This window comes from Bacillus cereus group sp. N6 (genome assembly GCF_016483705.1).
In the GTDB taxonomy this organism is placed as follows: Bacteria; Bacillota; Bacilli; order Bacillales; family Bacillaceae_G; genus Bacillus_A; species Bacillus_A wiedmannii.
On record NZ_JAEHBI010000005.1, the window covers coordinates 19,389 to 33,523 of the forward strand.

The following is a 14,135-nucleotide window of genomic DNA, read 5'->3' on the forward strand; positions in this document are numbered from 1 at the left end:
GGGGATTTCGACATGTTAGAGTTTGATACTACTCAAGATCAATTAGCGAATATAAAAGTTATCGGTGTCGGCGGTGGCGGAAACAATGCTGTAAACCGTATGATTGAACACGGTGTACAAGGTGTAGACTTTATCGCTGTGAATACTGATGCACAAGCATTAAATCTATCAAAAGCTGAAACAAAAATGCAAATTGGTGGAAAATTAACACGTGGACTTGGTGCAGGTGCAAACCCTGAAGTAGGGAAAAAAGCTGCAGAAGAAAGTAAAGAACAGATCCAAGAAGCACTTCGTGGTGCGGATATGGTCTTCGTAACTGCTGGTATGGGCGGCGGAACTGGAACTGGTGCAGCTCCAGTTGTTGCTCAAGTTGCAAAAGAATTAGGTGCATTAACAGTTGGTGTTGTGACACGTCCATTTACATTTGAAGGACGTAAACGTGCAACGCAAGCAGCATCTGGTATTGCGGCATTTAAAGAAAATGTAGATACACTTATTGTAATTCCAAACGATCGCTTATTAGAGATTGTTGATAAAAATACGCCGATGTTAGAAGCATTCCGTGAAGCAGATAACGTATTACGTCAAGGTGTTCAAGGTATTTCTGATTTAATTGCAACACCAGGTTTAATTAACTTAGACTTCGCAGACGTAAAGACAATTATGTCTAATAGAGGTTCTGCTTTAATGGGTATTGGTTCTGGTAATGGAGAAAATCGTGCTGCTGAAGCTGCGAAAAAAGCGATTTCTAGTCCATTATTAGAAACATCTATTGATGGAGCTCAAGGTGTTATCATGAACATTACGGGTGGAGCTAACTTAAGCTTATATGAAGTACAAGAAGCGGCAGACATTGTAGCTTCAGCTTCAGATCCAGAAGTAAATATGATCTTCGGTTCTGTTATTAATGAAGGATTAAAAGATGATATCGTTGTAACTGTAATTGCAACTGGTTTTGATGATAGTGCTTCGACGCAGCCACCAAAACCAATTATCCGTCCGACTGCGAATCACACGCAACAACAGCAAGTAGCTCAACCTTCAAAACAACGTGAAGTTAAGCGTGAAATGAAACGTGAAGAGCCGGTTGTGCATGAGCGTCATACAGATTCAGATGACATCGATATTCCAGCATTCTTACGTAACCGTCGTAGACGATAAAAGAAAAGGAGCTTTTATGCTCCTTTTTTGTTTTATACAGGGAAAAGATCTGCTAAGCAGGTCTTTTTTTATTTTATATATTTCGATTTAGCCCGCTATTTGCTGGGCAGCCTGATTGGTGCGGGGTGATTAAAGTTTCACTTAATATATAAGTAAAAAGATATAGTATTCTATGAAACATATACTTTTATTTTTTACCGACAGATTTTGTCTAGAAAGCACAAAATAACAAAAAAACACCTCCGCAAATTGACACACTTTCCTATTGGATATGCATTATACTAGTCTCAACTTAAAAAAAGAGGTGAATTGTTTGGTTGTTTACGCCGACGTTGTTTGGTTGTTAAACGCCTGCATTGATTTTCTTTTACTTTTATTAACAGCAACCGTGTTAAAAAAGAAGATCAAAAGATGGAGGCTTGTGTTAGGGGCATTTATAGGTTCAACCATTGTTATTTTTGCCTTTACTCCTTTTGCTTCTATGATGACACATCCAATTATGAAACTACTGTACTCGTTACTTATTGTGTATACAGCATTTGGGTTTACAACGTTTAGAAACTATGCACAAACTGTTTTTACTTTTTACTTTGTAACCTTTATGGTTGGCGGAGGGTTAATTGGGACTCATTTCTTTTTGCAAACGAATGAAATGGTAAATGGATTGGTTCAATCTCAATCAATTTCTTACGGTGATCCAATTAGCTGGCTGTTTGTTGTTTTTGGTTTTCCAGTAATTTATTATTTTTCTAAAAAGCGTATTGAAAGCGTAGAGGTTACAAAAATACACTATGACCAAATTGTGAAATTGAAAATTCAATTAGCTGAAGAGGAACTAGAACTCGCAGGTTTAATTGATAGTGGGAACCAACTTTACGACCCGTTAACAAAAACACCCGTTATGATTATGCATATTTCATCATTAGAGCATTGCTTGCCAGCTTGGTTAACAGAACAAATTTATTCCAAAACAGAGATTCCTCAAATACCAGAAAATGATTCTGGCTGGGCGACAAAATTACGCTTAATTCCTTTCAGAGCAGTAGGAGTAGAGAATCAATTTTTATGGGCAATTAAGCCAGACAGTGTGCAAATTTATCATGAAGGTAGTTCTATTGTAGTCAGCAAAGTATTGATTGGATTAAATACACAACAGTTGTCAACCAATGGAGAGTATCAATGTATTGTGCATCCGAAAATGTTAATTTCGCAAAAAATGGTAATTGCTTAATAATGGGAGGCGGGATAATATGATGAAATTAAAATTTTATTTAGTATACCTTTGGTATAAAGTATTGTTGAAATTAGGAATTAAGACCGATGAAATTTATTATATCGGTGGAAGTGAAGCGTTGCCACCACCGTTAACGAAAGAAGAAGAGGAAGTTCTTTTGAATAAATTGCCAAAAGGAGATCAGGCAGCAAGATCGTTACTGATTGAACGCAACTTACGGTTAGTTGTATATATAGCAAGAAAGTTTGAAAATACAGGGATAAATATTGAAGATTTGATTAGTATAGGAACAATCGGCCTTATTAAAGCAGTGAATACATTTAATCCGGAAAAGAAAATAAAATTAGCGACATATGCCTCACGTTGTATAGAAAATGAAATTTTAATGCATTTGCGTCGGAATAATAAAAATCGTTCAGAAGTTTCTTTTGACGAACCGCTTAACATCGATTGGGATGGGAATGAACTTTTGTTATCAGATGTATTAGGTACAGATGATGATATTATTACAAAAGATTTAGAAGCTACTGTAGATCGTCATCTTCTAATGAAAGCATTGCATCAATTAAATGATCGTGAAAAACAAATTATGGAACTTCGGTTTGGGCTTGCTGGAGAAGAGGAAAAGACGCAAAAAGATGTGGCGGATATGCTTGGGATTTCACAGTCATACATTTCGCGTTTAGAAAAAAGAATCATAAAAAGATTACGAAAAGAATTTAATAAAATGGTGTAAAGAATAAGACCAGCCGTTATCTAGGCTGGTCTTATTCTCTTTCGTTGTATGAGAAGAGACAACGAAAATGAAAAATGAAGAGAAAACCGCATGCATAAAATCCCCTTCAAAGGAAATACTTTACACTGTACAGCAACTCCCGATAGGAGGGAACACTTTGACGAGAAACAAAGTAGAAATTTGCGGTGTTGATACAGCTAAACTTCCCGTACTAAAAAATGATGAAATGCGTAAATTATTTCGTGAAATGCAAAGTGGAGAGATAAGCGCAAGAGAGAAATTAGTGAATGGAAACTTACGTCTTGTACTGAGCGTCATCCAAAGATTTAATAACAGAGGAGAATATGTTGACGATTTATTTCAAGTTGGTTGCATCGGACTTATGAAATCCATTGATAACTTTGATTTAGGCCAAAATGTAAAATTTTCAACGTATGCTGTGCCGATGATTATTGGGGAAATACGCAGATATTTGCGTGATAATAATCCGATTCGCGTATCTCGATCATTACGAGATATTGCGTATAAAGCGTTACAAGTAAGAGAGAAATTGATTGCAGAAAATTCAAAAGAACCAACAGCAATGGATATTGCAAAAGTGCTTGAAGTGACTCATGAAGAAATTGTTTTTGCATTAGATGCGATTCAAGATCCAGTTTCATTATTTGAACCGATTTATAACGATGGGGGAGATCCTATCTTTGTTATGGATCAGTTAAGTGATGAAAAACAAAAGGACGAGCAGTGGGTTGAAGAGTTAGCACTGAAAGAAGGGATGAAGCGTTTAAATGATCGTGAGAAAATGATTATTCGAAAACGTTTCTTTCAAGGAAAGACACAAATGGAAGTTGCAGAAGAAATTGGGATTTCTCAAGCACAAGTGTCACGTTTAGAGAAATCAGCTATTAAACAAATGAATAAGACGATTCAAGGATAAGGTTTCACCATTTATGGTGAAACCTTTTTATATGTAATATAGTTTGTCTTCGCTCATAGTAGGGAAGCTGTGTTCATATAATGAAAATAATATGGGATTAGTAGAGGGTGCTTCCTGTTAATTTGAGAAACAGTGTTTTTTCAATTCGTCATATATAAGGGAGAGGATGAAAATGATAAGAATTTCGGAGTTGCAGATGAAAGAGATAATAAATGTTTCAGATGGAAAAAGGCTTGGGAATATTGGAGATATTGAAATTGATATGAACACAGGGAAGATCGGGTCTATTATTATTTCCAAACAGGCACGTATGTTAGGGATCTTTGGGAAGGATGTAGAAATTGTAATTCCTTGGGCGGAAATTATGAAAATTGGGGAAGATGTCATACTTGTTAGAGTAAATCCTGTTAATTCTGTAACAGAATCAATACAAACACCGACAATTTCATAAAGAATATTACAAATTCCTCTTTTTTTTCTGTTGGCATTATGAAAAAATAAAAGTATGGTAAAATAGACAGGAAGTACCATGCTTTTTTATGTTATTTTAATTAAAAGGAGTCACTTTATGAGACAACCATTTAAATATGTGGACGGTATACTGTATTTACAAGCGTGGAAAGAACTTGGAAACATTACTGCTGGATTTACGACAAAAGATGGTGGGGTAAGTACGGGCTCCTTTCATGCGATGAATTTAGGATTACATGTGAATGATATCGTGGAGAACGTTCATGAAAACAGACGCATTTTAGCAAATAAGTTACAAAAACCATTAGAAAACTGGATTTGCTCTGAACAGGTTCATGATCATCATGTTGAAAAAGTAGGACAACAGGAAAAAGGAAGTGGCGTCTATTCATATGAAGACGGCATTTCAAAAACAGATGGCATTTATACGACTAATAATGATGTTCTTCTAACATCATGTTACGCGGATTGTGTTCCACTCTATTTTTATGCACCATCACATGGTATGATAGGACTTGCGCATGCTGGATGGAAAGGGACTGTAAAAGAGATTGCAAAGGAAATGATTCAAAAATGGAATGCAGAAGGGATTTCAAGTGATGAAATTCATGTTGCAATTGGACCAGCAATTGGATCTTGTTGTTACGTTGTTGATGATCGAGTGTTAACAGCAGCAGAGCAAGTAGTAAACGGCTCTGTCCCTTATAAAAAAATTTCTGATGGGCAGTACGCAATTAATTTAAAAGAAATTAATCGTATATTATGTGTACAATCAGGCATAAAAGAAGAGAATATTGTAATGTCATCTCTTTGTACAAGCTGTGAAGAACAACTATTTTTCTCTCATCGTCGTGATCAAGGTAAGACAGGAAGAATGTTGAGTTTCATAGGTTTTAAGGAGGAAGAAAGCAAGTGACAGTACAAAAAAATTTAACAACTGTAAATGAAGCAATTAAACAATCTTGCGTACGAGCGGGACGTTCGTTGCAAGATATTAAACTCGTTGCGGTTACAAAAACGGTAGGAATTGAAAAAACAAACGAAGTAATTGAAGCTGGAATTATCGATTTAGGTGAAAATAGAAATGAAAGTTTCTTACAGAAGTACGAACATTTCGGTTCAAAAGTGAATTGGCATTTTATTGGATCATTACAAACGAGAAAAGTAAAAGAAATCATTAATGAAATTGATTATTTACATTCGTTAGATCGTCTTTCACTTGCAAAAGAAATTCAAAAACGTGCTGATAAGAAAGTGAAATGTTTTATTCAAGTGAAAACATCATCTGAAGAATCAAAGCAAGGATTGGCAATAGAAGAAACGATTTCTTTTATTCAAAGTTTGCAAGAATTGGATAAGATTGAAGTGGTGGGACTAATGACAATGGCTCCGTTTACAGAAGAAGAGGAAGAAATCAGACGCTGTTTTAAGGAGTTGTGTATGCTACAAGTAGAGGTGCAGGAGCTAGAATTATTACATGCGCCATGTAAAGAATTATCAATGGGAATGTCTAATGATTACACGATTGCAATTGAAGAAGGTGCTACATATATTCGTTTGGGGACGATTTTAGTAGGAAAAGCGTAAAAGGAAGGAGAATCTTATTATGAGTTGGTCAAAAGTAAAATACTTCTTTTTTGATACACCGGAAGAAAAAGAAGCAGCTCAATATAGTTATGAAAAGGAGCAAACAGACATGAAGAAGCAGCAAGATCCGCCAGAACAACAAGATGTTGCGTTTCCAAAAGCGCAACCGAAACAAAATGTTGTGAGCATTGAAACGGCAAAGCAATCTTCAAAAGTTGTTTTATTAGAACCACGCACATATTCGGAAGCACAGGGGATTTCGGACCATTTAAAAGGTAGACGAGCTGTTGTGATTAATTTACAACGAATGTCTACTGATCAAGCTGTACGTATCGTTGACTTTTTAAGTGGTACTGTATACGCTATAGGCGGGGACATTCAAAAAATAGGACCGAAAACATTTATGTGTACCCCTGAAAATGTAGATATTGTTGGTGCAATTTCAGAGTTATTCGGTGAAGAAGAAGACACAAATATAAAGAGGTGGTAATACGCCATGGTAACAGTTTTAAACGTTTTAATTACTGCTATCGAGATCTACTCGTTGGCACTTATTATTTACATTCTTCTATCATGGTTCCCTGGTGCAAAGGAATCAACTTTTGGAGAAATTCTTGCGCGTATTTGTGAACCGTATTTAGAACCATTCCGCAGATTTATTCCGCCGCTTGGTATGATTGATATCTCTCCACTCGTTGCGATTTTCACGTTAAAGTTTGCTAAGAATGGTTTAATAAGTATATTCAACTATTTCTTATAGTAAGAGGTTAAATACATGAGCATCTATGAACATTTCAGACCCGATGAAGAGGTCTTTGTGGATAAGGTGTTAGAGTGGAAGCGAGCAGCGGAGTACCATCAAGTGAAGTTAACAGACTTCCTTGATCCAAGACAACAACAAATTGTCACTATGGTAATAGGACAAGGGGATGTTGCTGTACAGTTTGATGGTGCAACGCCTCATGCAGAGCGTAAGAGAGCACTCATTTATCCGGACTATCTAGTAGTGAATGAAGAGGAATTTCAAGTAGAAGTATTGGAAATTGACTATCCTTCCAAGTTTTATACGCTAGAACATAGGCAAATATTAGGTACATTTATGTCTCTTGGTTTAACGAGAGAAAAATGTGGTGATATTTTGCTTCAAGAAGATCGTGCCCAAATTGTAGTCGCGAAAGAAGTTGTATCTTATATTGAGATGAACTTACAATCTATAGGGAAAGTGAAAGTCTCCTTATCACCAGTGCAAGGAGAAAAAATCCTACAAATGCAAGAAACGTGGGGAGAGAAATTTGGAACGGTTTCTTCACTTCGTTTAGATGTTATGTTAGCTGAAATGTTACATATATCCAGACAAAAAGTACAACCTTTCATAAAAAATGGTTTAGTAAAAGTTAATTGGAAAACAGTGGAGCAAACTTCTTATGAATGTTATCCAGGAGATGTTTTTTCAGTGAGAGGATATGGACGAAGTAAATTGTTTTCTGTAGAAGGTAGAACAAAGCGCGACAAATGGAGAATTTTGTATGGTATACTAAAATGATTGGTTTTTTAGAAGGAAATCCTCCTATTTTGTCGAAGAAAAGATATAATTGAAATAGGAAATTTAGATAACTACTTGGAGGTGGCGTTGTGCCGTTAACACCATTAGATATTCATAACAAAGAATTTGGTCGCGGATTCCGTGGCTATGATGAAGATCAAGTAAATGAGTTTCTTGATCAAATTATCAAAGATTATGAATTAGTCATTCGTGAGAAAAAAGCTTTAGAAGAAAAAGTTGCGCAATTAGAAGGGAAGTTAGATCATTTCTCTAATATTGAAGATACGTTAAACAAATCTATCATCGTTGCACAAGAAGCAGCGGAAGAAGTAAAACGTAATGCGCAAAAAGAAGCAAAATTAATCGTACGTGAAGCTGAAAAGAATGCAGACCGTATTATTAACGAAGCGTTAGTAAAATCAAGAAAAGTTGCCTTTGATATCGAAGAGCTAAAGAAACAAGCGAAAGTATTCCGCACTCGTTTCCGTATGTTATTAGAAACACAGCTTGAAATGTTAAACAACGATGATTGGGATAAACTAATTGAGTTAGAAGACGAAGTAGATGAACTGTTGAAAAAAGAAGAAACAGTGTAAGCTTGACGTTTTTCTCATTATTACATATAATTTTAAACAACATATTTATTAAGAAAAACGAAGATAGGGATAAGTACCTTTTTCATACCTTATATAGCGAACTGAGGATGGTGTAAGCTCAGGATAAGGAGATAATGGGAATATCACCCTGGAGTTCCGCGCTGAACAAATAGAGTAAGCGTAGGCGTATATTCGCGTTAAGAATATAAAGAGGATTGTATACATACGTATAGGGTCTACTAGGGTGGTACCGCGGGAGACTTTCTCGTCCCTTTTTGGGATGAGAAGGTCTCTTTTTTATTCCGTTTTTTAAGTGTTTCTTTTATACATGTAAGGAGGAATTGAGCATGGAGTACAAAAATACATTACTAATGCCAAAAACAGAGTTCCCAATGCGTGGGAATTTACCAAAACGTGAGCCTGCAATGCAAGAACAGTGGGCTGAAATGAATATTTATGAAAAGGTACAAGAACATACGAAAGGTCGTCCTTTATTTGTACTGCATGATGGACCTCCATATGCGAATGGTGACATTCATATGGGACATGCATTAAATAAAGTGTTAAAAGACTTTATTGTTCGTTATAAATCAATGACTGGTTACTGCGCACCATATGTACCGGGTTGGGATACACACGGTTTACCAATTGAGCAAGCTTTAACAAATAAAGGTGTAAAGCGTAAAGAAATGACAGTTGCTGAGTTCCGTAAGTTATGTGCAGAGTATGCATATGAACAAGTAGAACGTCAACGTGAACAATTTAAGCGTTTAGGTGTACGTGCAGATTGGGATAACCCATATATTACTTTAGAGCCGGCTTATGAAGCGCAACAAATTAAAGTGTTCGGTGATATGGCGAAAAAAGGTTATATCTATAAAGGGCAGAAACCAGTTTACTGGTCTCCAACGAGTGAATCAGCTTTAGCAGAAGCTGAAATTGAATACCAAGATAAAAAATCAGCATCTATTTACGTAGCATTCCCTGTAAAAGACGGAAAGAACGTATTAGAAGGTGATGAGAAATTCATTATCTGGACAACAACACCTTGGACGTTACCTGCAAACTTAGGTATTTCTGTTCACCCAGAACTTGAATACGCTATTGTAAAAGTAAATGATGAAAAATATATTATTGCTTCTGAACTATTTGAGACAGTTGCAAAAACGTTAGAGTGGGAAAATGCTGAAGTTGTGAAAACGGTAAAAGGTAGCGAACTTGAGTATACAGTTGCAAAACATCCATTCTACGATCGTGATTCATTAGTTATGCTAGGAGATCACGTAACAACAGATGCAGGTACAGGTTGTGTTCATACAGCACCAGGACACGGGGAAGATGACTTCGTTGTTGGTAAAAAGTATGGATTAGAAGTACTTTGCCCAGTTGATGATAAAGGTGTATTAACAAATGAAGCACCTGGATTTGAAGGCTTATTCTATGATAAAGCTAACAAGCCAATTACAGAAAAATTAGAAGAAGTAGGCGCGTTACTGAAGCTAACATTCATTACGCATTCATACCCACATGATTGGAGAACGAAAAAACCAATTATTTTCCGTGCGACAGCACAGTGGTTTGCATCTATTGAAGCGTTCCGTAAAGAATTATTAGAAGCTGTTGCGGAAACAAAATGGGTACCAGCATGGGGAGAAACTCGTCTTCATAATATGGTTCGTGACCGTGGTGACTGGTGTATTTCTCGTCAGCGTGCATGGGGTGTGCCAATCCCTGTATTCTATGCAGAGAATGGTGATCCAATTATTACAGATGAAACAATTAACCATGTAGCAGATTTATTCCGTGAGCACGGTTCTAACGTATGGTTTGAGCGTGAAGCGAAAGATCTATTACCAGAAGGATTTACACATACAGGTAGCCCAAATGGTGAATTCCGTAAAGAAACAGACATCATGGATGTATGGTTCGATTCAGGTTCTTCTCACCAAGCAGTATTAGAAGAGCGCGAAGACTTACAACGTCCAGCTGATTTATATTTAGAAGGATCTGACCAGTATCGTGGTTGGTTTAACTCTTCATTATCAACAGCAGTTGCTGTAACAGGTAAAGCTCCATATAAAGGCGTACTAAGCCATGGTTTCGTATTAGATGGTGAAGGACGTAAAATGAGTAAGTCGATTGGAAACATCGTCGTACCGAAGAAAATTATGGATCAATTAGGTGGAGATATTTTACGCTTATGGGTATCTTCTGTTGACTATCAATCTGACGTACGTATTTCAGATGATATTTTAAAACAAGTAGCAGAAGTGTATCGTAAAATCCGTAACACATTCCGTTTCTTATTAGGAAACTTAGATGACTTTAAGCCAAGTGAAAATACAGTAGCTGTAGCTGAACTTCGTGAAGTAGATCGTTACATGTTAGTGAAATTAAATGACTTAATTACAAAAGTAAAAGAAGCATATGAAACATACGACTTCGCTGCTGTGTATCATGCAATTCATAACTTCTGTACAATTGATTTAAGTTCATTCTACTTAGACTTTGCAAAAGACATTTTATACATTGAAGGTGCAAACCATGAAGATCGTCGTGCAATTCAAACTGTATTATATGATGTTCTTGTTGCATTGACGAAACTTGTAACACCAATCTTACCGCATACAGCTGATGAAGTATGGCCATACATTCCGGGTGTAACAGAAGAAAGTGTACAATTAACTAATATGCCAGAAGCTGTACAATTAGATGGTGCGGAAGCATTAAAAACAAAATGGGATGCATTTATGACGCTGCGTGATGACGTATTAAAAGCGTTAGAAGTAGCTCGTAATGAGAAAGTAATCGGTAAGTCATTAAATGCAAGTATTACGCTATATCCGACTGTAGAAATGAAAACTATGTTAGAGTCTATTAGCGAAGACTTAAAGCAATTATTTATCGTTTCTGAGTATAAACTTGGTGGTATGATGGAAGAAGCGCCAGCAGATGCGCCGAAGTATGAGCATACAGCGGTTGTTGTTGCTCAAGCAACTGGTGAAACATGTGAACGTTGTTGGGTAGTTTCAGAAACAATTGGTAAAGACGCTGAACATGAAACATTATGTGAGCGTTGTGCAACAGTTGTTAAAGAAAACTATGTAAAATAATAAAAAACTGACTGTGCGTAAGTACAGTCAGTTTTTTTGTTGATGATATATTAAAATAACTTTCACTCTCTTTCCTATGAAGGAAAAATGTGTGTGAGGTAAGCATAGAAATTTCGGACACACTAATCGTACATTGCAGCTGGGAGGAATGTACACGTGAATGAAATGTATATGGAAATCAAAGAAGAATTGCAATTGATGCGAAAAGAGTTACAAGAGAGGCTAGCTAAAGAGGTCATGCACAAATATGATACAGAGTTTAGCGAAGAGCTTGGATATGAAATTAAGGAAGAGATAAAGAAAAAACTCCTATTACATGATATAAAAGAGGACTTAAAAGATGTAGAACGTGCATTATTTAAAATGGAAATAGATATGTATGGTATTTGTGAAGAAACGGGGAGAGCAATTTCGGTAAAACAAATGAAGACGATGCCGACTGCCCGTACCATTCATGAATTTTTCTATGAAAAAGTAAATGTATGAATGCGCACAACGATATTATATTACCTTTTTTTAATTTATTTTATTCTTCTATAAAGGTTCATTGTGAAAAGGTTGCAGCTATGCTAAAATTTTGAGGTACACTGTCTTTGTGGGGGAAATGAAAATGATATATTATGTAATAGCGTTATTTGTCATTGCCATCGATCAAATATCGAAATGGCTAATTGTAAAGAACATGGAATTGGGTACGAGCATTCCGATTATCGATAATGTATTATACATAACATCACATCGAAATAGAGGAGCTGCCTGGGGGATTTTAGAAAATAAAATGTGGTTTTTCTACATTATTACAGTCGTTTTTGTAGTATTTATCGTAATTTATATGAAAAAATATGCGAAAACAGACAAACTTCTAGGGATTTCATTAGGTCTAATATTAGGCGGAGCAATTGGTAATTTCATTGATCGTGTATTTAGACAAGAAGTAGTGGATTTCATTCACGTGTATATTTTCTCGTACAACTATCCAGTATTCAATATAGCTGATTCAGCATTATGTATTGGTGTTGTATTAATTATTATTCAAACATTATTAGAAGGCAAGAAAACGAAGGAGTAATTGAATGAGTGAAGTAGTACAAGTAACAGTTGCAGAAGAACAAAAAAGTGAGCGAATTGATAAATTCGTTGCAGAAATAAACAGTGAATGGTCACGTTCACAAGTACAACAATGGATTAAAGATGATGTCGTTACAGTTAATGGAAAATCGGTAAAAGTGAATTATAAAGTTAAAGAAAACGATGAAATTACAGTAACGATTCCTGATCCAGAAGAGTTAGATATCCAAGCAGAAGATATGGGCTTAGAAATTTATTATGAAGATGCAGATGTACTCGTTGTAAATAAGCCACGTGGTATGGTTGTACATCCAGCTCCAGGGCATACAAGCGGTACGCTTGTAAACGGACTTATGCACCATTGTACAGACCTGTCAGGTATTAACGGTGTAATGCGTCCTGGTATTGTGCATCGTATTGATAAAGATACATCTGGACTATTAATGGTTGCTAAAAATGATGTGGCGCATGAGTCACTTGTAAATCAACTTGTAGCAAAAACAGTAACAAGACGTTACAAAGCGATTGTACACGGTGTGATTCCGCATGATAAAGGAACGATCGATGCGCCAATTGGTCGCGATAAAAAAGAACGTCAAAGCATGACAGTTGATGAAAATGGTAAGAATGCTGTTACACACTTCCAGGTGTTAGAACGCTTTAAAGATTTTACACTTGTAGAATGTCGCTTAGAAACGGGACGTACGCACCAAATTCGTGTTCATATGAAATATATTGGCTATCCACTTGCAGGAGATCCGAAGTATGGTCCGAAGAAAACATTAGACATGAATGGACAAGCACTTCACGCAGGTATTTTAGGGTTTGACCATCCTCGTACTGGTGAATATATTCAGTTTGAGGCACCGATTCCAGAAGTGTTTGAAGACGCATTAAATATTTTACGGAAATAGTATTGACAAATCATAAGAAAACTGAGATACTGACAACAGTTAAATAATGATCCTTTAACACAGCCCCGTGAGGTTGAGAAGGTAACGGTTTGAAATACATAGGGTATGCGTACCCTTTTTTCAAAAGTCCTCTCGCACACGCTGAGAGGACTTTTTTTATACCATTACTCTCACGCAAGAAAAAAGCTTGGAGGTGTAGAGCATGCAAGAGAAAGCTGTCGTTTTAGATGACCAAATGATTCGCCGCGCTTTAACACGAATTAGTCATGAAATCGTGGAACGAAATAAAGGTGTCGATAATTGTGTTCTTGTCGGAATTAAAACTCGTGGAATTTTTATTGCACAACGTTTGGCAGAACGAATTGGTCAAATTGAAGGAAAAGAAATGGAAGTTGGAGAGCTAGATATTACGTTATATCGTGATGATCTAACACTACAATCGAAAAATGAAGAACCACTTGTAAAAGGTTCTGATATCCCTGTAGATATTACGAAGAAAAAAGTTATCCTTGTGGATGATGTATTATATACAGGAAGAACAGTTCGAGCAGCAATGGATGCTCTTATGGATTTAGGTAGACCATCACAAATCCAACTGGCGGTTCTTGTTGATAGAGGTCATCGTGAACTACCAATTCGCGCTGATTATGTAGGAAAGAACATTCCAACATCAAGTGAAGAGCGTATCGAAGTTGATTTGCAAGAGACAGATCAACAAGATCGAGTAAGCATATACGATAAGTAAAGCCCTTTTAAATGTAGTCCTGTGAGGCTG

The 14,135-nt window shown here is 36.3% G+C and carries 16 protein-coding genes and 1 other annotated feature; all 16 genes read left to right on the forward strand.

The window, feature by feature from the left end; all coding sequences use genetic code 11:
• The first annotated feature begins 12 nt into the window (after window positions 1–12).
• The 16 genes from ftsZ (at window position 13) to pyrR (ending at window position 14,105) form a co-directional block, all read left to right on the forward strand.
• Window positions 13–1,161 (forward strand): cell division protein FtsZ, encoded by a 1,149-nt coding sequence (gene ftsZ, locus JDS99_RS06035; protein ID WP_098093548.1) that lies wholly within the window; start codon window positions 13–15, stop codon window positions 1,159–1,161.
• A gap of 313 nt (window positions 1,162–1,474) precedes the next feature.
• Window positions 1,475–2,392 carry a sigma-E processing peptidase SpoIIGA gene (gene spoIIGA, locus JDS99_RS06040; protein WP_000261976.1) on the forward strand — a complete coding sequence of 306 codons (918 nt, stop codon included), beginning with the start codon at window positions 1,475–1,477 and terminating at the stop codon, window positions 2,390–2,392.
• A 19-nt stretch (window positions 2,393–2,411) separates the two neighbouring features.
• A complete protein-coding gene (gene sigE, locus JDS99_RS06045) occupies window positions 2,412–3,131 on the forward strand; it encodes an RNA polymerase sporulation sigma factor SigE (RefSeq protein ID WP_000976947.1) in 720 nt (239 codons plus the stop codon).
• Between the two features lie 157 nt (window positions 3,132–3,288).
• Window positions 3,289–4,068: an RNA polymerase sporulation sigma factor SigG gene (gene sigG, locus JDS99_RS06050; RefSeq protein WP_000197753.1), complete on the forward strand. Its 780-nt coding sequence runs from the start codon at window positions 3,289–3,291 to the stop codon at window positions 4,066–4,068.
• A 172-nt stretch (window positions 4,069–4,240) separates the two neighbouring features.
• The gene (locus JDS99_RS06055) at window positions 4,241–4,519 is read left to right on the forward strand and encodes a YlmC/YmxH family sporulation protein (protein WP_199694779.1); all 279 of its coding nucleotides are present in this window, start codon (window positions 4,241–4,243) and stop codon (window positions 4,517–4,519) included.
• Window positions 4,520–4,636: 117 nt separating this feature from the next.
• On the forward strand, window positions 4,637–5,455 hold the full coding sequence (pgeF, locus tag JDS99_RS06060) for a peptidoglycan editing factor PgeF (protein WP_046956465.1): 819 nt from the start codon (window positions 4,637–4,639) through the stop codon (window positions 5,453–5,455).
• Window positions 5,452–6,126, forward strand: a complete 675-nt coding sequence (locus JDS99_RS06065; protein WP_199694780.1) for a YggS family pyridoxal phosphate-dependent enzyme — start codon at window positions 5,452–5,454, stop codon at window positions 6,124–6,126. The genes pgeF and JDS99_RS06065 overlap by 4 nt, the downstream gene beginning before the upstream one ends.
• Before the next feature lie 19 nt (window positions 6,127–6,145).
• On the forward strand, window positions 6,146–6,616 hold the full coding sequence (locus JDS99_RS06070; RefSeq protein WP_000119131.1) for a cell division protein SepF: 471 nt from the start codon (window positions 6,146–6,148) through the stop codon (window positions 6,614–6,616).
• A gap of 6 nt (window positions 6,617–6,622) precedes the next feature.
• Window positions 6,623–6,886: a YggT family protein gene (locus JDS99_RS06075; RefSeq protein ID WP_199694781.1), complete on the forward strand. Its 264-nt coding sequence runs from the start codon at window positions 6,623–6,625 to the stop codon at window positions 6,884–6,886.
• Window positions 6,887–6,901: 15 nt separating this feature from the next.
• Window positions 6,902–7,669, forward strand: a complete 768-nt coding sequence (locus tag JDS99_RS06080; protein ID WP_199694782.1) for a YlmH family RNA-binding protein — start codon at window positions 6,902–6,904, stop codon at window positions 7,667–7,669.
• Window positions 7,670–7,758: 89 nt separating this feature from the next.
• Window positions 7,759–8,265 (forward strand): septum site-determining protein DivIVA, encoded by a 507-nt coding sequence (gene divIVA / locus JDS99_RS06085; RefSeq protein WP_001131609.1) that lies wholly within the window; start codon window positions 7,759–7,761, stop codon window positions 8,263–8,265.
• Window positions 8,266–8,316: 51 nt separating this feature from the next.
• Window positions 8,317–8,541, forward strand: a binding site (T-box leader).
• A gap of 71 nt (window positions 8,542–8,612) precedes the next feature.
• A complete protein-coding gene (gene ileS2 / locus JDS99_RS06090; protein ID WP_000455964.1) occupies window positions 8,613–11,378 on the forward strand; it encodes an isoleucine--tRNA ligase in 2,766 nt (921 codons plus the stop codon).
• Window positions 11,379–11,534: 156 nt separating this feature from the next.
• Window positions 11,535–11,864 carry a TraR/DksA C4-type zinc finger protein gene (locus JDS99_RS06095; RefSeq protein WP_001004658.1) on the forward strand — a complete coding sequence of 110 codons (330 nt, stop codon included), beginning with the start codon at window positions 11,535–11,537 and terminating at the stop codon, window positions 11,862–11,864.
• Window positions 11,865–11,988: 124 nt separating this feature from the next.
• On the forward strand, window positions 11,989–12,447 hold the full coding sequence (gene lspA / locus JDS99_RS06100; protein WP_097906663.1) for a lipoprotein signal peptidase LspA: 459 nt from the start codon (window positions 11,989–11,991) through the stop codon (window positions 12,445–12,447).
• Between the two features lie 4 nt (window positions 12,448–12,451).
• A complete protein-coding gene (locus JDS99_RS06105; RefSeq protein WP_000005846.1) occupies window positions 12,452–13,360 on the forward strand; it encodes an RluA family pseudouridine synthase in 909 nt (302 codons plus the stop codon).
• Between the two features lie 202 nt (window positions 13,361–13,562).
• The gene (pyrR, locus tag JDS99_RS06110; protein WP_001156490.1) at window positions 13,563–14,105 is read left to right on the forward strand and encodes a bifunctional pyrimidine operon transcriptional regulator/uracil phosphoribosyltransferase; all 543 of its coding nucleotides are present in this window, start codon (window positions 13,563–13,565) and stop codon (window positions 14,103–14,105) included.
• The last annotated feature ends 30 nt before the right edge of the window (window positions 14,106–14,135 follow it).